Annotated in this window: 26 protein-coding genes; 10 read left to right on the forward strand and 16 right to left on the reverse strand. The window is 66.7% G+C overall.

The features are described from left to right. Nucleotides 1-62 precede the first annotated feature (62 nt). From WIX39_RS21875 to WIX39_RS21890, 4 genes are all read right to left on the reverse strand, one after another. A complete protein-coding gene (locus WIX39_RS21875) occupies nucleotides 63-716 on the reverse strand; it encodes an amino acid ABC transporter permease (RefSeq protein ID WP_081267196.1) in 654 nt (217 codons plus the stop codon). A 28-nt stretch (nucleotides 717-744) separates the two neighbouring features. Continuing rightward, entirely contained in the window at nucleotides 745-1416 is a 672-nt protein-coding gene (locus WIX39_RS21880; RefSeq protein ID WP_081267197.1) for an amino acid ABC transporter permease, read from the reverse strand. A gap of 128 nt (nucleotides 1417-1544) precedes the next feature. Further along, on the reverse strand, nucleotides 1545-2081 hold the full coding sequence (locus WIX39_RS21885; protein WP_106933939.1) for a cysteine hydrolase family protein: 537 nt from the start codon (nucleotides 2079-2081) through the stop codon (nucleotides 1545-1547). 22 nt (nucleotides 2082-2103) lie between these two features. After that, on the reverse strand, nucleotides 2104-3696 hold the full coding sequence (locus WIX39_RS21890; protein ID WP_409195833.1) for an esterase/lipase family protein: 1593 nt from the start codon (nucleotides 3694-3696) through the stop codon (nucleotides 2104-2106). A 458-nt stretch (nucleotides 3697-4154) separates the two neighbouring features. Between WIX39_RS21890 and WIX39_RS21895 the strand changes: the two genes are divergently transcribed. Next, on the forward strand, nucleotides 4155-5276 hold the full coding sequence (locus tag WIX39_RS21895; protein WP_409195834.1) for an MBL fold metallo-hydrolase: 1122 nt from the start codon (nucleotides 4155-4157) through the stop codon (nucleotides 5274-5276). A gap of 29 nt (nucleotides 5277-5305) precedes the next feature. Here WIX39_RS21895 and WIX39_RS21900 read toward each other — a convergent pair whose 3' ends face one another. The 5 genes from WIX39_RS21900 to WIX39_RS21920 are packed head-to-tail and all read right to left on the reverse strand — an operon-like array spanning nucleotide 5306 to nucleotide 11361. Then, complete coding sequence (locus WIX39_RS21900; RefSeq protein ID WP_081267203.1) at nucleotides 5306-5497, reverse strand: hypothetical protein; 192 nt, start codon at nucleotides 5495-5497, stop codon at nucleotides 5306-5308. Then, nucleotides 5497-7902 carry a DNA topoisomerase IV subunit A gene (parC, locus tag WIX39_RS21905; RefSeq protein ID WP_409195835.1) on the reverse strand — a complete coding sequence of 802 codons (2406 nt, stop codon included), beginning with the start codon at nucleotides 7900-7902 and terminating at the stop codon, nucleotides 5497-5499. Before parC ends, WIX39_RS21900 begins: the two co-directional genes overlap by 1 nt. 50 nt (nucleotides 7903-7952) lie before the next feature. Beyond that, nucleotides 7953-8855 (reverse strand): lytic transglycosylase domain-containing protein, encoded by a 903-nt coding sequence (locus WIX39_RS21910; RefSeq protein ID WP_106933935.1) that lies wholly within the window; start codon nucleotides 8853-8855, stop codon nucleotides 7953-7955. A 19-nt stretch (nucleotides 8856-8874) separates the two neighbouring features. After that, entirely contained in the window at nucleotides 8875-9333 is a 459-nt protein-coding gene (locus WIX39_RS21915; protein ID WP_155742456.1) for a hypothetical protein, read from the reverse strand. 30 nt (nucleotides 9334-9363) lie between these two features. After that, on the reverse strand, nucleotides 9364-11361 hold the full coding sequence (locus tag WIX39_RS21920) for a DNA topoisomerase IV subunit B (RefSeq protein WP_106933934.1): 1998 nt from the start codon (nucleotides 11359-11361) through the stop codon (nucleotides 9364-9366). A 158-nt stretch (nucleotides 11362-11519) separates the two neighbouring features. Here WIX39_RS21920 and WIX39_RS21925 point away from each other — a divergent pair, with 158 nt between their 5' ends. From WIX39_RS21925 to WIX39_RS21950, 6 genes are all read left to right on the forward strand, one after another. Continuing rightward, nucleotides 11520-12743: an MFS transporter gene (locus tag WIX39_RS21925; RefSeq protein ID WP_106933933.1), complete on the forward strand. Its 1224-nt coding sequence runs from the start codon at nucleotides 11520-11522 to the stop codon at nucleotides 12741-12743. An 18-nt stretch (nucleotides 12744-12761) separates the two neighbouring features. Beyond that, a complete protein-coding gene (locus WIX39_RS21930) occupies nucleotides 12762-12902 on the forward strand; it encodes a hypothetical protein (RefSeq protein WP_199851906.1) in 141 nt (46 codons plus the stop codon). A 19-nt stretch (nucleotides 12903-12921) separates the two neighbouring features. Further along, on the forward strand, nucleotides 12922-13491 hold the full coding sequence (locus WIX39_RS21935) for a class I SAM-dependent methyltransferase (RefSeq protein ID WP_106933932.1): 570 nt from the start codon (nucleotides 12922-12924) through the stop codon (nucleotides 13489-13491). Nucleotides 13492-13569: 78 nt separating this feature from the next. Continuing rightward, entirely contained in the window at nucleotides 13570-14460 is an 891-nt protein-coding gene (gene dapA, locus WIX39_RS21940) for a 4-hydroxy-tetrahydrodipicolinate synthase (protein ID WP_106933931.1), read from the forward strand. A gap of 142 nt (nucleotides 14461-14602) precedes the next feature. After that, nucleotides 14603-15694, forward strand: coding sequence for an outer membrane protein assembly factor BamC (bamC, locus tag WIX39_RS21945; protein ID WP_081267211.1), 1092 nt, complete (start codon nucleotides 14603-14605; stop codon nucleotides 15692-15694). Between the two features lie 5 nt (nucleotides 15695-15699). Next, complete coding sequence (locus tag WIX39_RS21950; RefSeq protein WP_285409687.1) at nucleotides 15700-16476, forward strand: MBL fold metallo-hydrolase; 777 nt, start codon at nucleotides 15700-15702, stop codon at nucleotides 16474-16476. An 86-nt stretch (nucleotides 16477-16562) separates the two neighbouring features. Here the strand turns inward: WIX39_RS21950 and WIX39_RS21955 are convergent, their stop codons facing one another. The 3 genes from WIX39_RS21955 to WIX39_RS21965 form a co-directional block, all read right to left on the reverse strand. Beyond that, the gene (locus WIX39_RS21955) at nucleotides 16563-16868 is read right to left on the reverse strand and encodes a hypothetical protein (RefSeq protein WP_081267213.1); all 306 of its coding nucleotides are present in this window, start codon (nucleotides 16866-16868) and stop codon (nucleotides 16563-16565) included. Between the two features lie 94 nt (nucleotides 16869-16962). After that, nucleotides 16963-17463: a hypothetical protein gene (locus WIX39_RS21960; RefSeq protein WP_409195836.1), complete on the reverse strand. Its 501-nt coding sequence runs from the start codon at nucleotides 17461-17463 to the stop codon at nucleotides 16963-16965. Then, on the reverse strand, nucleotides 17460-18602 hold the full coding sequence (locus WIX39_RS21965; protein WP_081267215.1) for a JmjC domain-containing protein: 1143 nt from the start codon (nucleotides 18600-18602) through the stop codon (nucleotides 17460-17462). The genes WIX39_RS21960 and WIX39_RS21965 overlap by 4 nt, the downstream gene beginning before the upstream one ends. A 14-nt stretch (nucleotides 18603-18616) precedes the next feature. Here WIX39_RS21965 and WIX39_RS21970 point away from each other — a divergent pair, with 14 nt between their 5' ends. Further along, nucleotides 18617-19141, forward strand: a complete 525-nt coding sequence (locus tag WIX39_RS21970) for an FKBP-type peptidyl-prolyl cis-trans isomerase (RefSeq protein WP_081267216.1) — start codon at nucleotides 18617-18619, stop codon at nucleotides 19139-19141. Between the two features lie 78 nt (nucleotides 19142-19219). Here the strand turns inward: WIX39_RS21970 and WIX39_RS21975 are convergent, their stop codons facing one another. The 4 genes from WIX39_RS21975 to coaBC form a co-directional block, all read right to left on the reverse strand. Further along, nucleotides 19220-19720, reverse strand: coding sequence for a glycine zipper 2TM domain-containing protein (locus WIX39_RS21975; protein ID WP_409195837.1), 501 nt, complete (start codon nucleotides 19718-19720; stop codon nucleotides 19220-19222). Between the two features lie 170 nt (nucleotides 19721-19890). Continuing rightward, nucleotides 19891-20337, reverse strand: a complete 447-nt coding sequence (gene dut / locus WIX39_RS21980) for a dUTP diphosphatase (protein ID WP_409195838.1) — start codon at nucleotides 20335-20337, stop codon at nucleotides 19891-19893. A 2-nt stretch (nucleotides 20338-20339) separates the two neighbouring features. Further along, nucleotides 20340-20810 carry a hypothetical protein gene (locus WIX39_RS21985; protein ID WP_409195839.1) on the reverse strand — a complete coding sequence of 157 codons (471 nt, stop codon included), beginning with the start codon at nucleotides 20808-20810 and terminating at the stop codon, nucleotides 20340-20342. Next, nucleotides 20810-22033, reverse strand: a complete 1224-nt coding sequence (gene coaBC, locus WIX39_RS21990) for a bifunctional phosphopantothenoylcysteine decarboxylase/phosphopantothenate--cysteine ligase CoaBC (RefSeq protein WP_409195840.1) — start codon at nucleotides 22031-22033, stop codon at nucleotides 20810-20812. The genes WIX39_RS21985 and coaBC overlap by 1 nt, the downstream gene beginning before the upstream one ends. 123 nt (nucleotides 22034-22156) lie before the next feature. Between coaBC and WIX39_RS21995 the strand changes: the two genes are divergently transcribed. Both WIX39_RS21995 and WIX39_RS22000 read left to right on the forward strand, forming a co-directional pair. Further along, nucleotides 22157-23839, forward strand: a complete 1683-nt coding sequence (locus tag WIX39_RS21995; RefSeq protein WP_081267220.1) for a CTP synthase — start codon at nucleotides 22157-22159, stop codon at nucleotides 23837-23839. After that, entirely contained in the window at nucleotides 23836-24126 is a 291-nt protein-coding gene (locus WIX39_RS22000; protein ID WP_081267221.1) for a DUF1330 domain-containing protein, read from the forward strand. The genes WIX39_RS21995 and WIX39_RS22000 overlap by 4 nt, the downstream gene beginning before the upstream one ends. The last annotated feature ends 48 nt before the right edge of the window (nucleotides 24127-24174 follow it).

Genomic DNA, 24174 nt, shown 5'->3' on the forward strand with positions numbered 1-24174 from the left:
GGAATATGTCTCCTGAATAAAGAAAGGAACGACGAGAAAGAAAAAGCGAGAAAAAAAGGAAATCAGCGGGCCAGCGCGCGGGCGCGCTTGCGCTCCATGCGCGCGGCCAGCAGCGACAGCGGCCAGCAGATCACGAAGTAGATGGCGGCCACCACCGAGAACACGATGAGCGGCTGGAACGTGGCGTTGTTGACGATCTGCCCGGCGCGCGTCACTTCGACGAAGCCGATGATGGCCGCGAGCGAGGTGCCCTTGATGATCTGCACCACGTAGCCCACCGTGGGCGCCAGCGCGATCTTCAGCGCCTGCGGCAGCACCACGTCGCGCATGCGGGAACTGTACTTGAGGCTCAGCGCCTCGGCCGCTTCCCACTGGCCGCGCGGAATGGCCTCGATGCAGCCACGCCAGATTTCGCCGAGGAAGGCCGCGCTGTTGAGGATGAGCGCCACGCCCGCGGCCACCCACGGGTTGATGTCCAGCCCCAGCACCGGCGCGCCGAAGAACACCAGGAACAGCTGCAGCAGCAGCGGCGTGCCCTGGAAGATCTGGATGAAGGTGGTCGAGATGCCGCGCGCCCACGTCGATTCCGACGTGCGCATCAGCGCGATGGCCAGCCCCAGGATCGCGCCGCCAACAAAGGCGATGGCCGACAGCGCGAGCGTCCACTTGGCCGCTTCGAGGATGAAAAGGAATTCGGGAAAACCGAAGGTACGCATGGTGTTGGGCTCCGTCCGTCGTCTGGGCTTACCGGCGGTCCGGGTAGTTGAGCGTGCGCTTGTAGATCAGCTTGAACATTGCGGAGAAGGCAAGCGCCAGCGCCAGGTAGATGGCGGCGACCACGATGTAGATCTCGAAGCTGCGGAAGGTCTGCGACTGCAGGTTGGCGGCCACCGAGGTCAGGTCGTCGGCCGAGATGACCGACACCACCGCCGAGCTCAGCATCAGCAGGATGAACTGGCTGGTGAGCGCCGGATAGATGGCCTTGAGCGCCGGCTTGATGATGACGAAGCGGAAGATTTCCCAGGGCTTGAGGTTCAGCGCCCTGCCCGCCTCGATCTGCCCCTTGGGAATCGACTCGATGCCCGCGCGGATGATTTCCGTGGCATAGGCGCCCAGGTTCACCACCATGGCCACCAGCGCGGCCGTCTGCGGCGACCAGCGCAGCCCGATCGCCGGCAGCGCGAAGAAGAAAAAGAACAGCTGCACGAGGAACGGCGTGTTGCGGATCACCTCGATGTAGGCGTTGATGACGAAGCGCAGCCAGCCCGGCCCCGAAGTCTTGCCCCAGGCGCAGAAGATGGCCACCACCAGGCCCAGCACCGTGGCAATGAGCGAGAGCTGGACCGTGATCCACGTGCCCTTGAGCAGCAGCGGCCAGGCGGCAAAGACGGCGTCGAATTGAAACTGGTAGTTCATGGTGGGCGAGCGCGTGCGAGCCTCGAAAGCAATGCTTGCAGCTTATATGAAACCGGTTTCAGACCCGATTAGGGATTCCCCTAGGTGGTCGTTTTGTCCTACCGGGGAGGCGCTTCCGAGGGAACGGATCAGCCGCCGAATGCGATGTCGGCGCTGGCCACCGCGCGGATCGGCACGCCGAAGCTCGTGATGTCCGAGAGCGTGGCGTTGTGGTGCGCGCGGATCTGCGCGCCGGTGGCGTGCGGCTTGTCGTGCGAGGTGTGCGCATCGGCCGCGAGCACCACCTCGTAGCCCAGCGCGGCGGCGCGGCGCACGGTGGTGTCGACGCAGAACTCCGACGAGTAGCCGCAGACGACCACGCGCTTCACTGCGTGTTCCGACAGCCATGCATCGAGCGGCGTGCGCAGGAACGAATCGGGCGTGGTCTTGCGCAGCTTGGCGTCGCGCGAGTCGGTGTCCAGCGCGCCGACGAGCTGCCAGCGCTCGGAGTCGAACACGAGGTCGACCGCGTTCTCATGCTGGATGAACGCCACCGGCACGCCGGCCGCGCGCGCCCGGGCCGTGAGCGCATTGATGCGCTGCACCACCTGGGCGGCTTCATGGGGACGCGGCGGGTCGTCGCAGAGACCGCGCTGCACATCGATGACGAGGACGGCTGTTTTCATGCAGCCATCGTAGCGGCGCGCCTCAGTTCCAGGCGCTCACTTCGAGCCGTACTTTCCCGGTGATGCCGGGCGCCGCCGGCGCAGCGCCGAGGCTGGAAAGCGGCACGGTGAAGCGCAGCTTGCCGCTGGCCAGCTGCGTGGGGTTCATCGGCAGCGAAGCTTGCCCCGCCGTGTCGGTCTGCCAGCCGTACTTGACGTTCCAGTTCTGCGCGGGGTCGTCCGCGGCGGGCGGTGCGAGCTCGATCACCAGCGTGTCGCGGAACAGCGAGCTGCCCTCGTAATGGCCGTCGAGCCAGAACTTGTTGTTGACCTGGTAGTCGGGCACGCGCACGCCCAGCGTCATGGCATAGGCGAGCGTCGGGCGGTCCTGCTTCACGCGGGCCCTGTTGGCGAGGAACACGGTCGACAGATAGACCGCGCGGCGGGCGGCGGTGGCGGGGTCGGTCAGCTCCTTGTGCGTGCGGCAGGCCGGCGAGTCTTCTTCCGCCACGCGCCGGCTCAGGTACCAGCGCTTGCCGCGCGGCGCGGCCAGCAGCTCGACCTGGTAGAGCGCATCGACGTCGGCACCGGCGGGCAGGTCCGGCGGCAGGGTCACGCCGTCGATGTCGAACCAGATGTCCACGCGCACGTCGCCGAACAGGAAGCGCGTGAGGTTCTGGTAGGCCTCCTCGGAGTTGACGATGCCGAAGAAGCCGGAGTGCGAGCGGTAGGCAAAGGCGGTGGCCACCGGCTGGGTGTTGCCGGCATCGTCGAGCGACCAGAGCGAGGCGTTCTCGATGCGCACCAGCCCGTCGCTGCCGTGGCCCGCGAACATGCGCGACAAGCCCTTGGCGGTCTCGTAGTCGCCGCGGTTGGTGCCGACCATGCAGAAGAAGCGCTCGGCCGGAAAGGACGAGGCCGGCAGGTAGTCCATGCGCCCGTTGACCGGCGCGGTGGCCATGAAGTCGGACATCTTCTCGCGGTTGAATGTGTTCATCTCGGCCACCGAGAGCCAGGCCGGCACGTTGATGCCGCCCATGTCGATGCCGTTGTGCGGCGTGGCGTAGGTGAACACCTTGTCGACGCAGGCACGCGCGGCCGCGTCGCCGAGCGCGGGGTTCTGCAGGAAGGCGCGCACCACCAGCCCACCCATCGAATGCGCGACGAGGTAGCAGCGGAAGTCGTCCTTCGAGTAGCCCGGCCCTTCGCGCAGTGCCACGAGGTCGCGCACACGCAGGATCAGCTGGCTCAGGCCTTGCGCATAGATCTTGACATCGCGCGCCTGGCCGTCGCCGAGCAGCTCGGAGCCCGCGTCGTAGTAGCGGTAGATGATGAAGGAGGCGGCGGGAATGCCGTCGACGTCGTTGCCGTTCTCGTCGGGCGAGGGTTTCCAGTCGGGGTCGATGATGTCGAGGCCGTTCTGGTAGACGCTCTGGTACTGGAAGTCGGCCAGCAGCCGCACCACGGGCGATTCGAAGACGAACTTCTGCGCCGGCGCTTCTTTCTTGACCGTGGCGCGGTAGACGGTGGAGCCGACGTTGAAGCCGCAGAACGGATCGGCGGCGGTGTCGTCGCGCTCGGCCTCGGTCATGGCGTAGCCGCGCACGTAGATGATGGGATAGCGATTACTGCTCATGAACCTTGCCGCCTTGTCTTTGGTCTATGAAGCTTTCCAGTTTGACGAGGCGTGGTCTGGGGCGCCATATCGCGCATGGCATAGGACTGGTTTGTTCGCTGTTCGGGGGGCGCTCACGCCGGCGGGGTACCTTGCTCCGCGAATGTCCCCCGGGCTTCGCCCTCCTCCTTTATTTCGCTGCGCAAGGCACCCCATCGTCGTGAGCGTTCAGAGCACTGGTTGATCGAACGGCATAACAGCAGCGCTCGTTGTGCACAGGGCGCCGGGTGCTCCCCGCAGCGAAATAAAGGAGGAGGCCGCAGGCCGGGGGACATTCGCGGAGGGGAGTACCCGGCGGCCTGTGTACGCGCCCCGAACAATCCCCCGCTCCCCAAATGTTTCTACCGCTGAAACCATTGAACCGCGCTTAGTGACTAGTCTTGCACCATCCGACAAACACAAATCCAGAAGGCACTCCCATGGCTGACGACTCAGGTTCGCAGGGCTCCTACCTGCCTCAACTGCTGCGCCGCGGCACCGCACTCGCGGCCGCCGGCTGCGCCTTCGTCGCGGGATGCGGCGCCGCCGGAAGCGGCGAAACACGCTACGACAGCTCGCCCCAATTCCGCGACGGCGGCTTCCACAACATGGCCAACCCCGACCTGCCCCAACAGGCCAGCGCCTGGCGCATCTGGTCCCGCTTCATCGTCGGCAGCAAAGTCGACAGCGTGCCCATCGACGCGATTCCCGTCCGGGCCCTCGAACGCAGCGCACTAGATGCACTCGACACAAACACCAACCACGTCGTGCGCCTCGGCCATTCGTCGCACCTGCTCAAGCTGCGCGGCAAATACTGGCTCATCGACCCCGTGTTCAGCGAGCGCGTATCGCCCGTGCAATGGGCCGGCCCGAAGCGCTTTCACAAGCCGCCGATCACGCTCGAGCAACTGCCGCCCATCGAGGGTGTCATTCTTTCGCACGACCACTATGACCACCTCGACCTCGCGACCATCCAATACCTCGCGAAAGACGTGAAGCGCTACTTCGTGCCGCTGGGCGTGCGCACGCGGCTGGTGGTCATGGGCGTGCCCGCCGAGCGCGTGACCGAACTCGACTGGTGGCAAGACAGCGAGCACGACGGCGTGAAGCTCACCGCCACGCCCGCACAACACTTCTCCGGCCGCACCCTCGGCGACCGCGACCGCACGCTCTGGGCCTCATGGGTGGTGCAGAGCGGCGACCAGCGCATCTTCTACAGCGGCGACTCGGGCTACTTCCCCGGCTTCAAGCAGATCGGCGACCGCTTCGGCGGCTTCGACATCGCCCTGATGGAAAACGGCGCCTACGACGCCATGTGGCCCGCCGTTCACATGACGCCGGAACAAAGCGTTCAGGCCTTCGAAGACCTGCGCGGCAAGGTCTTCTTCTCGGTGCACAACAGCACCTTCGACCTCGCATTCCACACCTGGCACAACCCGCTGGACCGCATCGCCGACCTTACCGCCGCGAAGAAGATCGAGCTGGCGACGCCGGTGATCGGGGAGGTGGTGACGGTGGGGCAGGCGCGGACGAATACGCGGTGGTGGCAGGGGCTGCGCTGAGCGTCCCACCGCCTAAACCAGGCAGCCGCCTATTCGCCGCGCTCCTTGCGCTCCCGCGCCCTTCGCACCTGCCGGCTCTCACCAGCCTGCGCGGCAATGCGGTCCTTCTCGCGCTTCTTGGCGGCCCGCTTCTCGCGCATGCGCTTGCCCAGCACGTAGCTGCCGATGCCGGTCACCACGGCAATGAAGATGCCGATGACGCTGACGTCGATGCCGCCCATCACTGCACCCGCACGATGCTCGACGGCTTGAAGCCGAGGTCGGCCGCCTTGCCCTTGCGCGCGCGGCTGCCGCGGGCGTTGTTGAGGGTGCGGATCTCCAGGGTCTCTTCGCGCTCCTTGCCGCCGCGGCCGATGCCTTCGATCTTCACGCTGCGCGTGTAGGCGGCGGCTCCGGCCAGGGTGTCCTTGGGCTCGAGGTCGATCAGCGTCAGGCCGCGGCCGCCCTTGGGCAGGCTCTTGAGCTCGGTGATGTCGAAGGTCAGGATGCGGCCGCCGGTCGAGGCGCAGGCCACGTGCGTGGCGGCCGGCATCGGCTCGGCGCCGCTCGCGCCGCCGACCAGGGACGGACGGCAGAGCTGTTCGCCCTCGCCCACGTCGATGAAGGCCTTGCCGCCGCGCTGGCGCGACATCATGTTCTCGACGGTGGCGATGAAGCCGTAGCCGCCGGTGTTGGCCAGCAGCACGCTGGCGCCCACCGGGCCGGCGAAGAAGTGCGTGACGTGCGTGCCGGCATCCAGCTCGATGAGCGTGGTGACGGGCTGGCCGTCGCCGCGCGCGCCGGGCAGCGAAGCCACCGGCACGGTGTAGACGCGAACGCTCTTGTCCTTGGCGCTGCCGAACACGAGCAGCGTGTCGACGCTGCGGCATTCGAAGGCGCCGTACAGCGAGTCGCCCGACTTGAAGCTGTATTCGGGGGCCGAAGCGCCGTTGCCGCCGTTCGCGGCGGCCGCCTTCTCGCTGGCCCAGCCCTTCTGCGCGCGGACCCAGCCCTTCTGCGACACGATGACGGTGACGGGCTCGTCGACCACCTTCACCTCGGCCACGGCGCGCTTCTCGGCCTGGATGAGCGTACGGCGCGGGTCCTCGAAGGTCTTGGCGTCAGCCTCGATTTCCTTCACCAGCAGGCGGCGCAGCGCGGCGGGGCTGCCGAGGATGTCTTCGAGCTTCTTCTGCTCGTCGCGCAGGCCCGACAGTTCCTGTTCGATCTTGATGGCTTCGAGCCGCGCGAGCTGGCGCAGCCGGATTTCGAGGATGTCTTCGGCCTGGCGTTCGCTGAGGTTGAAGCGCGCGATGAGCGCCGCCTTCGGGTCTTCCGCCGCGCGGATGATGGCGATCACCTCGTCGATGTTCAGCAGCACCAGCTGCCGGCCTTCGAGGATGTGGATGCGGTCCATCACCTTGTTGAGCCGATGCCGCGAGCGCTTCTCGACGGTGACTTCGCGGAACGCGATCCACTCGTTGAGCATCTGGCGCAGCGACTTCTGCGTGGGCTTGCCGTCGATGCCGACCATCGTGAGGTTGATCGGCGACGAAGTCTCCAGCGAGGTCTGCGCGAGCAGCGTGGTGATGAACTCTTCCTGGCTGATGCGCGAGGTCTTGGGCTCGAACACCAGGCGCACGGCGGCGTCCTTGCTGGACTCGTCGCGCACCACGTCCAGCACCGACAGCATCGCGGCCTTCAGCTGGGTCTGGTCGGCGCTCAGGGCCTTCTTGCCGGCCTTGACCTTGGGGTTGGTGATTTCCTCGATTTCCTCGAGCACCTTCTGCGTGCTGACGCCCGGCGGCAGCTCGTTGACCACCAGCTGCCACTGGCCGCGCGCGAGTTCCTCGATCTTCCAGCGCGCGCGCACCTTCAGCGAACCGCGGCCGGTGCGGTAGGCATCGGCGATGTCGCTCGCGTTGCTGATGATCTGCGCGCCACCGGGGTAGTCGGGGCCGGGCACGATGGCGAAGAGTTCTTCCTCGCTGAGCTTGCCGTTCGACTTGATCAGCGCCACGCAGGCGTCGGCAATCTCGCGCAGGTTGTGGCTCGGGATTTCGGTGGCCAGGCCCACCGCGATGCCGCTCGCGCCATTGAGCAGCGTGAACGGCAGCCGCGCGGGCAGCAGGCGCGGTTCTTCGGTGCTGCCGTCGTAGTTGGGAATGAAGTCGACCGTGCCCTCGTCGATCTCGTCGAGCAGCAGGCTGGTGATGCGCGCCAGGCGTGCTTCGGTGTAGCGCATGGCGGCGGCACCGTCGCCGTCGCGGCTGCCGAAGTTGCCCTGGCCGTCGACCAGCGGATAGCGCTGCGAGAAGTCTTGCGCCATGCGCACCAGCGCGTCGTAGGCCGCCTGGTCGCTGTGCGGGTGGAAGCGGCCGAGCACGTCGCCGACCACGCGCGCGCTTTTGACCGGCTTGGCGCCCACGGTGCCGTTGGTGCCCCCGAAGCCCAGCCCCATGCGCGACATCGAATACAGGATGCGCCGCTGCACCGGCTTCTGGCCGTCGGACACATCGGGCAGCGCGCGGCCCTTGACCACGCTGAGGGCGTATTCGAGGTAGGCGGTCTGCGCGTAGTCGGCAAGGGTGAGGGTGGTGTCGCCGTCGGTGGGACCCTGGAGATCGAGCGGTGGTTGGGAGTCCATGAAGAAGAGAGAAAGAAAAACTGTTGCGGGCTGCGTGCTTGCTTGCGCGCTCAGCCCGGATTGACTGCCTCGTCCGATGCCTCGGCCGCGCCGGTCGGCGTGGCTGGCGTCTCGGGAATGTCGGGCATGGTCGGCATGTTGCGCGGCGTGTCCGACGGCATGTTGCCCCGGTTGATCGCGCCGCCCTGCGGCACCGTCAGCTCCATGCGGATGCGCCCCGGCGTCTTGCCGCCGCGCACGCTGCCACCCGTCGCCACGGAGGGCTTCAGGTACGCATAGAGCTGCAGCACGGTCTGCACGTAGTTCTGCGTTTCCTTGTAGTTCGGGATCTTGTTGCCAGCGCGCTGCACGGCGCCCTCGCCCGCGTTGTAGGCGGCAATGGCGAGTTCGATCTGGCCCGGGAACATCGCGATCAGGTCGCGCAGGTAGCGCGAGCCCGCGGCGATGTTGATGCGCGGGTCGAACAGCTTCTTCTCGATGGTGCTGCGCTTGTCCGCCGACACGCCATAGCGCTGCGCGGTGGCGGGCATCAGCTGCATCAGGCCCATCGCGCCCTTGGGCGAGACCGCCTGCGCGTCGAAGCCCGACTCGGTGGCGACCAGCGCCTGCAGCAGTTCGTAGTCGATGGCGTGCTTGCTCGATGCGTCGCGCAGCGCGGCCTTGGCGGTCTTGTAGCCGGGCGAGGCCTCGAACATGGCGAGCAAGGTTTGCGAGGCCTGCGGCACCTTGCCGTCGATGCCGCGCGCACCGCGCCCGAGCGGAGAAATGCCTTTGGTCGTGTCGAAGCTCTGGCCGCCGCGAAAGAAGATCTGGTAGCGCTCGTCGATTTTTTCGGAGGCGAAGTGCGCGACGCCCTTGCTGTCGATGTAGCCGTAGATGTCGGCGGCGTGCGCGCCCTGCTGCGACAGCACCAGGGCTGCACAAAGCATGAAGGGGCGGAACCAGCGTTTCATTGCGATGCGGTCCTGGTCGTCACAGCCGCCAGCCGTAGCGCTTGCGGCGCTCGGCATGGACCGCAGCGTCGTCGCCCATGCTTTGTGCGTGGCCGCCGCCCTTCAGTCCGACCCAGAGCGACATGCCACCCAGCGCAAGCACGAGGAAAAAGACGGGCACGTGTTCGAGTTCGACGCCGGTGAAGATCATCGACACGGCCAGGCCCAAGAAGACCAGCGCGGCGCTCCAGCAAAGGATACGGCGCGTCCAGAGCCACGTGGCAGCGGCGATCCGTTCGATTCGGCTGGGCTCGGCGTTGTCATTGACCGCGTCATCCCACCACCCCATCCAGACGAATAGGAACGCCAGCAACAGGACGAGGCCGGCAAAGAACAGGTCTGGCGGCGTGACCTCCGGATAGGCGCGCACCAGCATCAGGATTGCGCCAGAAGCGCAAGCCCCTGCCAGCGAACCACAAATGATCTTGTGACTGTCCATGCCCTGTCTTGAGGAATATTCCGGTCGGAATCAGACGTCGATATCGACGTCGTCGGCGCGCAGTTCCATGAGCTCGCGCCGCGCCGCCGCTTCGCCCTTGCCCATCAGCTTGGTGATCTCGCCCTGGGTGGACGTGAAGTCGAAACGGCCCAATTGGACCTGCATCAGGCGGCGGGTGTCTGGATTGAGCGTGGTTTCCCACAATTGTTCCGCGCTCATTTCGCCCAGGCCCTTGAAGCGGCTGATGCTCCAGGCGCCTTCGCGCACGCCGTCCTTGCGCAGTTTGTCGAGCGTGGCGGTCAGTTCGCCCTCGTCCAGCGCGTAGACCTTGGAGGCCGGCTTCTTGCCGCGCGCGGGGGCATCCACCCGGAACAATGGCGGTTTTGCGACATACACGTGGCCGGCTTCGATGAGCTTGGGGAAATGGCGGAAGAACAGCGTGAGCAGCAGCACCTGGATGTGCGAGCCGTCCACGTCGGCATCGCTCAGGATGCAGATCTTTCCGTAGCGCAGGCCGCTCATGTCGGGCGTGTCGTTGGGGCCGTGGGGGTCGACGCCAACGGCCACCGAGATGTCGTGGATTTCGGTGTTGGCGAAGAGGCGGTCGCGCTCCACTTCCCAGGTGTTGAGCACCTTGCCGCGCAGCGGCAGGATGGCCTGGCTTTCCTTGTCGCGGCCCATCTTGGCGCTGCCGCCGGCGGAGTCGCCCTCGACCAGGAAGACCTCGTTGTGGCTGATGTCCTTGCTCTCGCAGTCGGTCAGCTTGCCGGGCAGCACGGCCACGCCGGAACCCTTGCGCTTCTCGACCTTCTGGCCGGCGCGCTGGCGCGTCTGCGCGGCCTTGATGGCCAGCTCGGCCAGCTTCTTGCCGTAGTCGACGTGCTGGTTGAGCCACAGTTCGAGCGCGGGCCGCACGAAGCTCGACACCAGGCGCACCGCGTCGCGCGAGTTCAGGCGCTCCTTGATCTGGCCCTGGAACTGCGGGTCGAGCACCTTGGCGCTGAGCACGTAAGAAGCACGCGCGAACACGTCTTCGGGCAGGAGCTTCACGCCCTTGGGCAGCAGCGAGTGCAGTTCGATGAAGCCCTTCACCGCGGTGAACAGGCCGTCGCGCAGGCCGCTTTCATGCGTGCCGCCGGCGCTGGTGGGAATCAGGTTGACGTAGCTCTCGCGCACCGGCTGGCCGTCTTCGGTGAAGGCCACGCACCAGTCGGCGCCCTCGCCTTCGGCGAAGTTGTCGGCGTTCTTGTCGGCATGGCCTCCGCCTTCGAACAGCGGAATGACGGGGTCGCCGTTGAGCGTCTGCATCAGGTAGTCGCTCAGGCCGCCCTTGTAGAGCCACTGCTGGCTTTCCTTGGTCTTTTCGTTCGTGAGCGTGACGCTCACGCCGGGCATCAGCACGGCCTTGCTGCGCAGCAGGTGCGTGAGTTCGCCCATGGGCAGCGCGGAGGTCTCGAAGTACTTGGCGTCGGGCCATGCGCGCACCGTGGTGCCCTGCTTGCGCTCGCCGGCCTCGAGCTTGCGCACCTCGAGTTGCTCGATCACGTCGCCGCCGCTGAAGGCCAGCTTCGCCACCGAGCCCTCGCGGTGGGTCGACACCTCGAGCCGCTTCGACAGCGCGTTGGTCACCGACACGCCCACGCCGTGCAGGCCGCCCGAGAAGCTGTAGGCGCCGCCCGAGCCCTTGTCGAACTTGCCGCCGGCATGCAGCCGGGTGTAGACCAGCTCGACCACGGGCGCTTTTTCCTCGGGGTGCAGGCCGAAGGGAATGCCGCGGCCGTCGTCCTCGATGCTGACCGAGCCGTCGGCATGCAGCGTGACCTTGATCTTCTTGCCGTAGCCCGCGAGCGCCTCGTCGGCGGCGTTGTCGATCACTTCCTGAATGATGTGCAGCGGGTTGTCGGTGCGGGTGTACATGCCCGGGCGCTGCTTGACGGGCTCCAGGCCCTTGAGCACGCGGATGGAGCCTTCCGAGTAGCCGGAGGACGCGGACGAAGAATTGGGGGGAGTCTTGGGGGGAGTCGCCATGGGGGCGGATTGTAGTCAGTCGCCGCCAAACAACTGGATACCCATACAGGAGGCGCTTTGATGCCCGGCGCGCATTGAAACGACGCCTATAAATCATCAATGGCTTTGGCCGCCGGGCCGCCTGCCGAAGCAGCCATGTCGCTACATTCGACGCCATCATGCAAACGCCAGTCCGCACTCTTTCGATCAAGCAAGTCCTCTTCTGCGGGGCGATGATCGTCACGCTCTCCATGGGCATCCGCCACGGCTTCGGCCTGTGGCTGCAGCCCATCACGCAGGCGCAGGACTGGAGCCGACAGACCTTCTCGTTCGCGCTTGCCGTGCAGAACCTGTCGTGGGGCATCTTCGGCGTGTTCGCGGGCATGCTGGCCGACCGCTTCGGCGCGTTCCGGGTGCTGATCGGCGGCTCGGTGTTCTATGCGCTGGGGCTGTTCGGCATGGCGCATTCGCCGACGCCGCTGCTGTTCACACTGAGCGCCGGCGTGCTGATCGGCGCCGCGCAGGCGGGCTCGACCTACGCGGTGATCTACGGCGTGATCGGCCGGCAGATCCCGGCCGAGCGGCGCTCCTGGGCCATGGGCGTGGCGGCGGCAGCCGGCTCGTTCGGGCAGTTCCTGATGGCGCCCGTCGAAGGCTGGCTGATCGGCCACCTGGGCTGGCAGACGGCGCTGGCCGTGGTGGCGGTGCTGGTTCTGGTCATCGTCCCCCTGGCCTTCGGCCTGCGCGAGCCCAGGACCGAAGCCCTGGCCGGCCACCGCGACCAGTCGGTGCTGCAGGCCGTGGGCGAAGCCTTCCGCTACCCCAGCTTCGGGCTGCTGATGGCGGGGTATTTCGTCTGCGGCTTCCAGCTGGCGTTCATCGGCATCCACATGCCGACCTACCTGCGCGACAAGAGCCTGCCGGCCGACGTGGCCGGCTATGCGCTGGCGCTGATCGGGCTGTTCAACGTGTTCGGCACCTACACGGTCGGCCTGCTGGGCCAGACGCTGGCCAAGCGCAAGATCCTGGCGGCGATCTATTTCGCGCGGGCGGTGTCGATCGCGCTGTTCCTGCTGGCGCCCATTTCACCGATGAGCGTGTATGTGTTCTCGGCGGCCATGGGCTTCCTGTGGCTTTCCACCGTGCCCGCGACCAACGCCATCGTGGCGGGCATCTTCGGGGTGGCGCACCTGTCGATGCTCAGCGGCTTCGTGTTCCTGAGCCACCAGGTCGGCTCTTTCCTGGGCGTATGGCTGGGCGGCTACCTGTACGACACCACGGGCAGCTACGACATCGTCTGGTACATCGCCATTGCGCTGGGCGTGTTCGCGGCGCTGATCAACCTGCCGGTGAAGGAAAGCGCCATCGCCCGGGCGCCCCGGCCGTTGGGCGCGGCGGGCTGATTGCGTATAAAGAGCGCCATGACACCACGGATGCGCCACCACATCGTGCACGCCGGCTGGCTCGCCGCCGCGCTGGTGGTGCTGGGCGGCGTGTTCGCCATGTACGTGCATCCGGAGTTCCTGGTGACGCTGGTGGACCAGATCTGGTCCTGTTTCTGACCCCGTTTCTTGATCCGCCATGAAAGATGCAGCCACTGCGCACGGCTCGGGCGCGCCTTCCGAATGGATCGTCCACTGGTCGCACCTGCTCGCGCCCCGCGCCAGCGTGCTCGACGTGGCCTGCGGATCCGGGCGGCACGTGCGCTGGTTCGCCGGGCGCGGCCACGCCGTGACGGGCGTCGACCGCTCGCCCGAAGCCGTGGCGGCGGCCGGCGCCTTTGGCCGCGTTGTCGAGGCCGACATCGAATCCGGGCCATGGCCGTTTGCCGGCCAAGCCTTCGGCGCGGTGGTCGTCACGCACTACCTCTGGCGGCCGCGCATGGCCGACATCGTGGCCGCGGTGGCGCCTGGCGGCGTGCTGCTCTACGAGACCTTCGCGGCGGGCAACGAGACCGTGGGCAAGCCCTCGCGGCCCGACTTCCTGCTGCAGCCGGGCGAGCTGCTCGCCGCCTGCACCGGCCTGCGCGTGGTGGCCTATGAAGACGGTTTCGAGCCCGAGCCGGCCCGCTTCGTCCAGCGCATCGCCGCCGTGCGGGAGGCCGGAAACGCCCCCGGCCAGCCGCCCCGCCACGCCCTTAAGGGAAACTGAGGGGGCCGGGGGGCGTGTTTCCGGCGGCGCCGGAGTAAGTAGAATCGGCGCTTTCGTCCACCGACAAAGAGATTCCCCTTGGAGCAACTGACAGGCAGCATCGTCGCGCTCGTCACGCCGATGCACGACGACGGCAGTGTCGATTACCCCGCCCTGCGGCGGCTCATTGACTGGCACATCGACGAAGGCACTGACTGCCTCGGCGTGGTCGGCACCACCGGCGAATCGCCGACGGTCGATGTCGAAGAGCACTGCGAAATCATCCGCGTCTCGGTCGAACAGGCCAAGGGCCGCGTCCCCGTGATGGCAGGCTGCGGCGCCAACTCCACCAAGGAAGCCATCGAGCTCGCCAAGTTCGCCAAGGGCGTGGGCGCCGACTCCCAGCTCCAGGTCGTGCCGTACTACAACAAGCCCACGCAAGAGGGCCAGTACCAACACTTCAAGGCCATCGCCGAGGCCGTGGGCGACCTGCCCATCGTGCTCTACAACGTGCCCGGCCGCACGGTGGCCGATATGGCGCACGACACCGTGCTGCGCCTGGCGCAGGTGCCCGGCATCATCGGCATCAAGGAAGCCACGGGCAACATCGAGCGGGCCCAGTGGCTCATCCGCGACGTGCCCAAGAACTTCGCCGTCTACTCCGGCGACGACCCGACCGCGGTCGCGCTCATGCTGTGCGGCGGCCAGGGCAACATCAGCGTCACGGCCAACATCGCGCCGCGCAAGATGCACGAGCTGTGCGTCGCCGCGCTGGCGGGCGACGTCAAGCGCGCCATGCAGATCCAGTTCGAACTGATGCCGCTGCACCGCAACCTGTTCGTCGAGCCCAACCCGATCCCGCTCAAGTGGGCCATGGCCAGGCTCGGCCTGTGCGGCGGCGCGCTGCGGCTGCCGCTCACCGAACTGGGCGAAGCCAGCCGTCCGGCGGTCGAAGGCGCGCTGCGTGCCACCGGCCTGCTCAAGAACTGAGCCCCCAAACCATTCCAGACCTGCGATCTGCTTTTTCCCTGGCTGCAACAAGGTTAAGCAACCTTTTGCCCGAACCATGCTCTGAGATGGCGGGCATTGCGGCCCACAGATAGACCGAACCATTCCAACAAGGAAGACGACGTTGAAGAACCTTTCGCAAATTTCGCGATATGCATTGCTGGCCACCCTGGTCGCCAGCCTCGCCGCCTGCTCCGTCCTCGAGAGCGACAAGATCGACTACAAGAGCGCCGGCAAGGCCCCGACGCTCGAAGTCCCTCCCGACCTCTCCCAACTCTCGCGCGACAACCGCTACGCCATTCCCGGCGGCGCCGTGACCGCCAACGCCTACCAGGCCGGCATTGCCAACGCCCCGGGCGTGCCCACCGCGGTGAGCAACATCGGCGACGTCAAGATGGAACGCTCGGGCACGCAGCGCTGGATCGTCGTCAACCGCACGCCCGACCAGCTCTGGGAGCCGGTTCGCGACTTCTGGCAGGAAAGCGGCTTCCTGCTGACCACCGACCAGCGCAACCTGGGCATCATGGAAACCGACTGGGCCGAGAACCGCGCCAAGCTGCCGCAGGACATCATCCGCGGCACGCTGGGCAAGCTGGTCGACTCGGTCTACTCGACCGGCGAACTCGACCGCTTCCGCACCCGCCTGGAACGCACGCCCAACGGCACCGAGATCTTCATCAGCCACCGCGGCATGCAGGAGGTCTACAACAACTCCCGCCAGGACCAGACCGTGTGGCAGCCCCGCCCCAGCGATCCCGAGCTCGAGACCGAATTCCTGCGCCGCCTGATGGTCAAGCTCGGCGTGTCGCAGGAACAGTCGAAGATCCTGGCCGCCACCACGGCGCCGGCACGCACCGCCACCATCACCAAGATCGGCAACCAGCCGGCCGTGCAGATCAGCGAAGGCTTCGACCGCGCATGGCGCCGTGTCGGCCTGGCGCTCGACCGCACCGGCTTCACCGTGGAAGACCGCGACCGCAGCGCCGGCGTGTACTTCGTGCGCTACGTGCCGCCGAACCCCGACAAGAAGGAACCCGGCTTCTTCGGCAAGCTGTTCAGCGGCTCGAGCAAGGCCGAGGCACCCCTGAAGTTCCGCATCTCGGTCAAGAGCCAGGGCGAGAGCAGCACGGTCGTCGTGATGAACGAAGCCGGCGCGCCTGAAACGTCGGCCAACGCCGACCGCATCGTCAAGGTCATCGCCGACGACCTGAAGTAACCCGCATGCTCCGCTTCCGAAGTCTCGGCAGCGGCAGCACGGGCAACGCCGCGCTGGTCGAAGCGACCAGCGGCGGCCGCACCTCCCGCATGTTGGTCGACTGTGGCTTCGGCCTCAAGCAGCTCGACCTGCGGCTGGCCCGCGCAGGCCTTGCCGCCAGCGACATCCATGCAGTCTTCGTCACGCACGAGCACGGCGACCACATCGGCTGCGCCCATTCGCTCTCGCGGCGCAACCGCATTCCCGTGTGGATGAGCGAAGGCACGTGGCTCGCCACCGGCGGGCGCGATTTCGAGGGCCTGCTGAACATCGCGCGCGACGACGCCGAGTTCACGGTCGGCGACATCGGCGTGCAGCCTTTCACGGTTCCCCACGATGCGCGCGAGCCGCTGCAGCTGCGCTGCACCGACGGCAATCGCACGCTCGGCGTGCTGACCGATCTCGGCCATGCCACGGCGCACGTGCTCGCGCGCCTGAGCGGCGTGCATTCGCTGCTGCTCGAGTTCAACCACGACAGCGAACTGCTGGCCGGCTCGGCCTACCCGGCCTTTCTCAAGCACCGTGTGGGCGGCAACTACGGGCACCTGTCGAACACGGCCGCGGCGGACATCGCGCGCGCGGTGCTGCACGGCGGCCTGCGCCATGTGGTCGCCGCGCACCTGAGCGAGCAGAACAACCGGCCCGAGATCGTGCGCCGCCTGATGGCCGAGGCACTGGGCGGCGACGAGTCGGAGATGCTCACAGCCGATGCCGCCGAGGGCTCGCCCTGGCTCGACGTGTGAGCCTCGGATCGGCCTTGCTCACTCTCCGCTAATAAAAAAAACCGCCTCGTGGCGGTTTTTTTATCGCGCTGGCGAAAGTGCCTTGCTCATTGCTGCTTCGGCGCTTCGTTGTTCTTCTTCGCGGCCTCGGTGGCTGCATTCGCGGCATCGAGCGAAGACGAAGCACCGGGCGCCGGCGTAGCGGACGAAGTGCTCGCATCAGGCGTAGTGGTGGTGGCAGGCGCGGGAGTCGCGTCGGAAGACGGTGCGGGCGCAGGAGCGGGCGCGGGTTCGGTCACGGGCGCAGGAGGCGGCGTCACGACAGCCGGCGCTGCATCCTCCTTCTTTCCGCAGGCGACGAGCGCGGCAGCGGCGATGAGCGAGGCGATCAGGACGGACGATGACTTCTTCATGGAATCTCCTTTGGCAATGAAGGTCTGGAACGAAAAAATTCTAGACCTGCATATCGCCTCGAATATGTCTGGCAGCCGCATTCGCGGCATTGGCTTACAAGCCCAGAGTCGACGCAGGAAACGCGGGCCGCGCGATGCGCCAGCACTCGTCGATCGACTCGCGCAGCGCACGGCGCGCGCGTGCATCGGTGCCACTCACGCCGCGGCTGCGCTCGGGGTCGATGCGATGCACGAACCATGTGGGCGTCCAGATGGCACTGGGCACTTCGGAGCCGGCGGCCTTGCCGGTCGCGCGGCATTCGATGATGTGGTCCCACATGCGGCGCCATGGAACGAAGCGCGCATGGCCGCGCTCGAGAATGTCGAAGCGCTGCGCAAGCAGCACCAGGCGTCGTCCGCTGGCCGACCATGCCTGCAGCGCCTCGATGCTCGCGCGCTCGCCGAGCGGCCAGTCGGCGAAGTCAGGATCGCTGAAGACGATCTCTTTCCAGCCCTCGCGCGCGGCGGCGGCCAGTGCCTTGCGCAGGATCGCGTCGAAGGCCTCGCGGCCGTCGAAGCGCCCTTCGCTCAGCGGTTGTGCGGCCTCGTCATTCATTCGGCATGGAGCCAGCCCGCTTCCGACCAATCGGCAAGCAGCGCGAGCGCACCCTCGCTGGCGCGGCCCAGTTCGCGCGGGCCCAGCCTGCGCTGGTCGGCAAGGCGGCGCATCAGCGTGGCGTCGGCCCCGCCTGCACGAAAGCTCTCGCCGTTGATGTAGACGTGCCGCGTGTCGTAGAGCATGCGCGTGCGGCGGTCCAGCACCACGCGCTGCATGTTGCCGGGCGCCTGGCGGCCTTCGCCAAACCACACGTTGGCCTTGGGCTCCGTGAGCGACTCGCCGAGCGCGCGATCGACGGCGTCGGCATCGCGCAGCGCGGCTTCCACGGCCTTGCGCGCGAAGCCCTGCAATGCGGCGGGCATCTGCGCGGGGTTGTCGACGGCCGGTTGCGTGGGGTCGCGGTAGCGCGCCAGTTCGGCCGGGCCGGCGTCTTCCAGGTCTTCCGAGTAGGCCTGCGCCATGCGCGCAAGCAGGTCGGCACCAAGCTCGCCCAATGCGGACGAACGCAAGCCGATCGAGCAGGTCATGCAGTCGTCGCCCACGGCCACGCCGTCGTGCGCATAGCGAGGCGGCAGGTACAGCATGTCGCCGGGCTCGAGCACGAAGGTCTGCTCGGGCTCGAAGTTCTCGAGGATCTTGAGCGGCACGCCGGGCTGCAGCCGCAGGTCGCTCTGCTTGCCGATGGACCAGCGGCGCCGGCCCTGCGCCTGCAGCAGGAACACGTCGTAGCTGTCGAAATGCGCGCCGACACCACCGGTGTCGCTCGCATAGCTGATCATCAGGTCGTCGAGGCGGGCATCCGGCAAAAAGCGAAACTGCCGCAACAGTTCGTGCACGCCCTCGTGGTGCAGGTCGACGCCCTGCACCAGCAGCGTCCAGGCCGGCTGCTTGAGCGGCGGCAACGCACGGCGCGGCAGCGGGCCGTGCTTGAGCGACCAGCCGGCCTTGCCGTGCCGGATCAGGCGGGACTCGACTTCTTCCTGCTCGGCCAGCGCGAACAGCGCATTGCGCTCGATCGGTGGCACCATGGCGGGGATGGCCTGGCGAACCAGCAAGGGCTTTTTCTGCCAGTACCGCCGCATGAACTGCGCGGCGCTCAGGCCGCCGAGCAACGGCAGCGGTTGATTAATCTCCATGGGAGAATTCTGCAATGGAAATCTCTGAACAATGCGTGGTCGGCTTGACCTGGACGATGAAAGACACGCTCGGCGATGTGCTCGACGTGCTCGATGAGCCGGTGGAATTCATGGTCGGCGGCGACGATCTCTTCGACGTGATCGAAGCGGCCCTGCAGGGCCATGAGCCCGGTGCCCGGGTCCAATTGCAGATCGAGCCCGAACAGGGCTTCGGCGACTTCAACGATCAACTGCTCTTCCTGGAGCCCCGCTCGCTCTTCCCCGAAGGCACGGAAGAAGGAATGACATTCGACGGCTCCGCCCTGCCCAAGGGCGTGAACGCCGACATTCCGAAGGACGCGATCTACACCGTGGCCGAGATCTACCCCGACCACCTGGTGCTCGACGGCAACCATCCGCTGGCCGGCATCGCGATCCGGCTCGACATCACCGTGCGTTCGGTGCGCGAGGCAACGGAAGAGGAAGTCGGTCGCGGCACTGCCGGCACCGGCTTCTTCAAGGTCGCGCCGATGGCGCCGGGCAACGAGACGCTGCACTGACGACGGCGGTGGCGCCCATGAAAAAGCCGGGCACTGCCCGGCTTTCTCATGCCCCCGATGGGTCGGGGAGCGGATCCGTCACATGCGCGAGATCTGGCCGTTGTCGATGCGCACGCGGTCGCCGATGCGCAGGTCGCCGGGGCTCTGCACGTCGAAGGCCCGATAGCCGCCTCGGTCGGTCTGCACCGACACGCGATACATCTCGTAGACCCGGGGACCGTTCTGCTGGGCCTCGATGGTGTTGCCCAGCAAGGCGCCGCCCACGATGCCGAGCGCGGTGGCCGCGGCACGGCCGTTGCCGCGTCCGAACTGGTTGCCCACCACGCCGCCGATGACGCCGCCGGCCACTGCGCCGCCGCCCGTGGTGCCGGTGCCGGCGGTTTCGCTGCGCAGCACCTCGATGTTGGCCACATGGCCGTATTCGACGTAGGAGGCTTCACGGTACTGGATGGCCTGCGGCGGTGCCTGGTAAGGGTAGCGCGAGGTCTGGTAGACGGGCGCCGGCGCCACGCACGCCGTGAGCGTGGCCACTGCCAGCACGGAAGCGGTAACGGAAACGAAGCGCATTGAAATCTTCATGTTGAGAGGCTCCTCGGATAGAACGGCGCACGAACAATGCGCCTGCGTGTGTCTAACGCCGCAGCCAGAGCCACGATGACGCAAAACACACGTTGAAACCTTCGAGGCAATGGGGCTGCCCGGGTTCCGTTCTTTACCACCCGGAAACTCAGGCTCCGCTCAGGAATCGCTCAATTCTTGCCGGTGGAGCCGTAGCCGCCCTCGCCGCGTTGCGTAGGTGCAAATTCTGTGACGACCCGAAACTGTGCCTGCACCACGGGCACGATCACCAGTTGCGCGAGCCGCTCCATCGGGTTGAGCACGAAGGGCGTGTCGCTGCGGTTCCAGGCGCTGATCTTCAGTTCGCCCTGGTAGTCGCTGTCGATCAGGCCGACGAGGTTGCCCAGCACGATGCCGTGCTTGTGACCCAGGCCCGACCGAGGAAGGATCATCGCCGCATAGGCCGGGTCGGCCAGGTGGATCGCGATGCCGGTGCCCACCAGCTGCCAGCCGTTGGGCTCCAGCGTGATGGGGGCGTCGAGGCAGGCCCGCAGGTCGAGGCCGGCGCTGCCGGGGGTGGCATAAGCGGGCAATTGATCCACCATGCGCGGATCGAGGATACGGACGTCGACTTTCACTTTTAATTGCTGCCTTGCTTCTGTTGCTGTTCTCTTTGCTTGCGGTTCGCCTCTTCCAGCAGCTGCTGCCACTTGGCGACACCGGGGGTGAACTTCACGCCCTTCAATTTCTTGGCGAACCACAGGGCCACGCCCAGCAGGAGCACGAGCACGCCGAAAGGCACGCCCGAAGCCCACAGGACGAGGAACACCAGCGCGCCGACCACGCCCATCACCTTGAGCACCTTCGGATCGAACGCACCGGGCTGGGCCTTGGGTACTTCGCCGTTGGGGAGTTCCTGCTGTTGCTGCTGCCGTTGCATGGCTGCCGTGACGGGGCCCTGCTGGCCGGGCGGTTGCGTCATGCCGACGTCGAGCCCCGGTTCGCCCTCCTTCGGCGCGCGCCTGGGCAATGCGGCCTGGGCCGACAGCCGTTCGACGTAACACGCGAAATCGCCATTGGGCGGCGTGTTCCATTGGGGATTCAGGTTCATCAGACCCTCCAGTCGGGAAGTCGTGCGGCGATCTCGGTCATCAGTTCGCGGGCCAGCGTGAGCTTGGGCGCGCGCGGCAGTTCGCGCACGCCGTCGGCATCGACCAGCAGCAGCGCGTTGTCGTCCTGCCCGAAGGTCAGCGGGCCGATGTTCCCGACCAGCAGCGGAATGCCCTTGCGCTCGCGCTTGGCCTTGGCGTGCGCCGCGAGGTTCTCGCTTTCGGCCGCGAAGCCCACGCAGAAGAGCTTCTTCGACTGGGCGCGTTCGCTGCGCGCGACGGTCAGCAGGATGTCGGCGTTCTCGACGAACTCCAGCACCGGGGTCTTGCCGCTGCCGTCCTTCTTGATCTTCTGGTCGCTCTGCGTGGCCGGGCGCCAGTCGGCCACGGCGGCCGTTGCTACGAAAATGCTAGCAAACTCCGCTGCACGGGTGGTGGCTTCGAGCATGTCCTGCGCGGACAGCACGTCGACGCGCGTCACGCCGCGCGGCGTGGGCAGGTGCACCGGGCCGGCCACCAGCGTGACCTCGGCGCCCGCTTCGCGGGCCGCGCGGGCAATGGCAAAGCCCATCTTGCCGGACGAATGATTGGTGATGCCGCGGATCGGGTCGAGCGACTCGAAGGTCGGCCCCGCCGTGACCAGCACCTTCTGCCCCGCCAGCAGCTTGGGGCTGAAGAAGGCCGTGATGTCCTCGAGCAGCTGGGCGGGTTCGAGCATGCGCCCGTCGCCGGTTTCGCCGCAGGCCTGCCAGCCGTTGCCCACGCCCAGCACCGTGGCGCCGTCGGCCGCCACCTGCACCAGGTTGCGCTGCGTGGCCGGATGGCCCCACATCTCGCGGTTCATGGCCGGCGCGATGAGCAGCGGAATTCGGTCCATGGGGCGGGCCAGGCACATCAGGCTCAGCAGGTCGTCGGAGCGGCCCTGCACCAGCCGCGCGATGAAGTCAGCGCTGCAGGGCGCCAGCACGATCGCATCGGCCTCGCGGCTCAGGTTGATGTGCGGCATGTTGTTGGGCTCGCGCGTGTCCCACTGCGAGGTGTAGACGGTGCGCCCCGAGAGCGCCTGCATGGTCACCGGCGTGATGAACTGCTCGGCCGCCTCGGTCATGACGACCTGGACGGTCGCGCCCGCCTTGACGAACAGCCGGCACAGCTCGGCCGACTTGTAGCAGGCGATGCCTCCGGTGAGGCCCAGGACGATGTGTTTGCCGGCGAGATCTTGCATGGGCTGTATTGTTGCTCACATGCCATCCGACCCGCGGCAACAAGCCCCTGGCGGAAAGTGTCGCGAAGGGCACACCTATAATCGCAATTTCCCACTGCCCGGATTGCAAAGTCCGGAACTGGCATGACCAAATTTGTCTTCGTCACCGGTGGTGTCGTATCTTCCCTTGGCAAGGGAATCGCCTCCGCCTCGCTCGCCGCGATCCTCGAATCGCGCGGCCTCCAAGTCACCCTCATCAAGCTCGATCCGTACATCAATGTCGACCCCGGCACGATGTCGCCCTTCCAGCATGGTGAAGTGTTCGTCACCGATGACGGCGCAGAGACCGACCTCGACCTCGGCCACTACGAGCGCTTCATCAACACGCGGATGCGCAAGGCCAACAACTTCACGACCGGCCAGATCTACAAGACCGTGCTCGAAAAAGAGCGCCGTGGCGACTACCTCGGCAAGACGGTGCAGGTGATCCCGCACATCACCAACGAAATCCAGGAATACATCAAGCGCGGCGCCGGCATCGGCACTGCGCACGAGGTGGACGTGGCCATCGTCGAAATCGGCGGCACCGTGGGCGACATCGAGTCGCTGCCCTTCCTCGAGGCCGTGCGCCAGATGAGCCTGCGCATGGGCCCGAACAACTCGGCCTTCGTGCACCTGAGCTACGTGCCCTGGATCGCCGCCGCCGGCGAACTCAAGACCAAGCCCACGCAGCACACCGCGCAGAAGCTGCGCGAAATCGGCATCCAGGCCGACGCCCTGCTGTGCCGCGCCGACCGCCCGATCCCCGACGACGAGCGCGCCAAGATCTCGCTCTTCTCGAACGTGCCCGAATGGGGCGTGATTTCGATGTGGGACGTGGACACCATCTACAAGGTGCCCCGCATGCTGCACGAGCAGGGCCTTGACGGCCTGATCTGCGACAAGCTGCGCATCAACACCCCACCCGCCAAGCTGCAGCGCTGGGACGACCTGGTCTACGAGGTCGAGCACCCGCAAAAGGAAGTGTCGATTGCCATGGTCGGCAAGTACGTCGACCTGTCGGACAGCTACAAGTCGCTGAACGAAGCCCTGCGCCACGCCGGCATGAAGAACCATGCCCGCGTGAAGATCGACTACATCGACTCCGAGACCATCAACGCGCAGGACGTGTCCCGCCTGGCCAAGTACGACGCCATCCTGGTGCCCGGCGGCTTCGGCCAGCGCGGCGTGGAAGGCAAGATCTCGGCCGCCCGCTTCGCCCGTGAAGGCAAGGTCCCCTACCTGGGCATCTGCCTGGGCATGCAGGTTGCCACCATCGAGTACGCCCGCCACGTGGCCGGCCTGAAGAACGCGAACAGCACCGAGTTCGACCCCGAGACGCCCACCCCCGTGATCGCGCTGATCACCGAATGGAAGGACGCCGACGGCACCGTGAAGACGCGCGACGAGAAGTCCGACCTCGGCGGCACCATGCGCCTGGGCGCGCAGAGCTCCGACGTCTCGCCCGGCACGCTGGCCCACAGCATCTACGGCGACGTGGTCACCGAGCGCCACCGCCACCGCTACGAAGCCAACGTCAACTACCTCGACGAACTGCGCAAGGCCGGCCTCGTGATCTCGGCGCTCACGCAGCGCGAGCACCTGACCGAGATCGTCGAGCTGCCGCAGGACGTGCACCCGTGGTTCATGGGCGTGCAGTTCCACCCCGAGTTCAAGTCGACCCCGTGGGGCGGCCATCCGCTGTTCAACGCCTTCATCAAGGCGGCGCTCGAACACAAGGAAAAGGGCGCGGGCAGCACCAACAAGGCATTGAAGGCCGTCGCATGAGCAGCGGATACGTCATCGCCCACGTCGAGGTGACCAACCCGACGCAGTACGAGGAATACAAGAAGTGGTCGAGCGCCGCCATGCAGGCGCACGGCGCCGAGGTGTGCGTGCGCGGCGGCCAGGTGCAGCCGCTGGAGGGCGACTGGAAGCCCACGCGCGTCGTCATCCTCAAGTTCGCCAGCTTCGAGAAGGCCAAGGCCTTCTACGACACGCCCGAATACCTCAAGGCCCGCGAAGCGCGCGCCGGCGCCGCGATCATGAACATGATCGCCGTCGAGGGCCTCTGAGCCCCCTGCCCCATTTATTCATCCGCCAAAGAGAACCGAAAGAGAAAG

Source organism: Variovorax sp. AB1(2024), from assembly GCF_037482385.2.
Lineage (GTDB): Bacteria > Pseudomonadota > Gammaproteobacteria > Burkholderiales > Burkholderiaceae_C > Variovorax.

Excerpts from the sequence above, each read along its gene's own strand:
- WIX39_RS21920 (WP_106933934.1), bottom strand. The coding sequence starts at position 11,361 with ATGGCGACTCCCCCCAAGACTCCCCCCAATTCTTCGTCCGCGTCCTCC.
- WIX39_RS22000 (WP_081267221.1), top strand. The coding sequence starts at position 23,836 with ATGAGCAGCGGATACGTCATCGCCCACGTCGAGGTGACCAACCCGACG.
- WIX39_RS21950 (WP_285409687.1), top strand. The coding sequence starts at position 15,700 with ATGCTCCGCTTCCGAAGTCTCGGCAGCGGCAGCACGGGCAACGCCGCG.
- parC (WP_409195835.1), bottom strand. The coding sequence starts at position 7,902 with ATGGACTCCCAACCACCGCTCGATCTCCAGGGTCCCACCGACGGCGAC.
- WIX39_RS21885 (WP_106933939.1), bottom strand. The coding sequence starts at position 2,081 with ATGAAAACAGCCGTCCTCGTCATCGATGTGCAGCGCGGTCTCTGCGAC.
- WIX39_RS21900 (WP_081267203.1), bottom strand. The coding sequence starts at position 5,497 with ATGGGCGGCATCGACGTCAGCGTCATCGGCATCTTCATTGCCGTGGTG.
- WIX39_RS21875 (WP_081267196.1), bottom strand. The coding sequence starts at position 716 with ATGCGTACCTTCGGTTTTCCCGAATTCCTTTTCATCCTCGAAGCGGCC.
- WIX39_RS21925 (WP_106933933.1), top strand. The coding sequence starts at position 11,520 with ATGCAAACGCCAGTCCGCACTCTTTCGATCAAGCAAGTCCTCTTCTGC.
- WIX39_RS21970 (WP_081267216.1), top strand. The coding sequence starts at position 18,617 with ATGGAAATCTCTGAACAATGCGTGGTCGGCTTGACCTGGACGATGAAA.
- WIX39_RS21880 (WP_081267197.1), bottom strand. The coding sequence starts at position 1,416 with ATGAACTACCAGTTTCAATTCGACGCCGTCTTTGCCGCCTGGCCGCTG.
- WIX39_RS21915 (WP_155742456.1), bottom strand. The coding sequence starts at position 9,333 with ATGGACAGTCACAAGATCATTTGTGGTTCGCTGGCAGGGGCTTGCGCT.
- coaBC (WP_409195840.1), bottom strand. The coding sequence starts at position 22,033 with ATGCAAGATCTCGCCGGCAAACACATCGTCCTGGGCCTCACCGGAGGC.
- WIX39_RS21935 (WP_106933932.1), top strand. The coding sequence starts at position 12,922 with ATGAAAGATGCAGCCACTGCGCACGGCTCGGGCGCGCCTTCCGAATGG.
- WIX39_RS21985 (WP_409195839.1), bottom strand. The coding sequence starts at position 20,810 with ATGAACCTGAATCCCCAATGGAACACGCCGCCCAATGGCGATTTCGCG.
- WIX39_RS21960 (WP_409195836.1), bottom strand. The coding sequence starts at position 17,463 with ATGAATGACGAGGCCGCACAACCGCTGAGCGAAGGGCGCTTCGACGGC.
- WIX39_RS21895 (WP_409195834.1), top strand. The coding sequence starts at position 4,155 with ATGGCTGACGACTCAGGTTCGCAGGGCTCCTACCTGCCTCAACTGCTG.
- WIX39_RS21910 (WP_106933935.1), bottom strand. The coding sequence starts at position 8,855 with ATGAAACGCTGGTTCCGCCCCTTCATGCTTTGTGCAGCCCTGGTGCTG.
- WIX39_RS21930 (WP_199851906.1), top strand. The coding sequence starts at position 12,762 with ATGACACCACGGATGCGCCACCACATCGTGCACGCCGGCTGGCTCGCC.
- WIX39_RS21995 (WP_081267220.1), top strand. The coding sequence starts at position 22,157 with ATGACCAAATTTGTCTTCGTCACCGGTGGTGTCGTATCTTCCCTTGGC.
- WIX39_RS21890 (WP_409195833.1), bottom strand. The coding sequence starts at position 3,696 with ATGAGCAGTAATCGCTATCCCATCATCTACGTGCGCGGCTACGCCATG.
- WIX39_RS21975 (WP_409195837.1), bottom strand. The coding sequence starts at position 19,720 with ATGAAGATTTCAATGCGCTTCGTTTCCGTTACCGCTTCCGTGCTGGCA.
- WIX39_RS21955 (WP_081267213.1), bottom strand. The coding sequence starts at position 16,868 with ATGAAGAAGTCATCGTCCGTCCTGATCGCCTCGCTCATCGCCGCTGCC.
- WIX39_RS21965 (WP_081267215.1), bottom strand. The coding sequence starts at position 18,602 with ATGGAGATTAATCAACCGCTGCCGTTGCTCGGCGGCCTGAGCGCCGCG.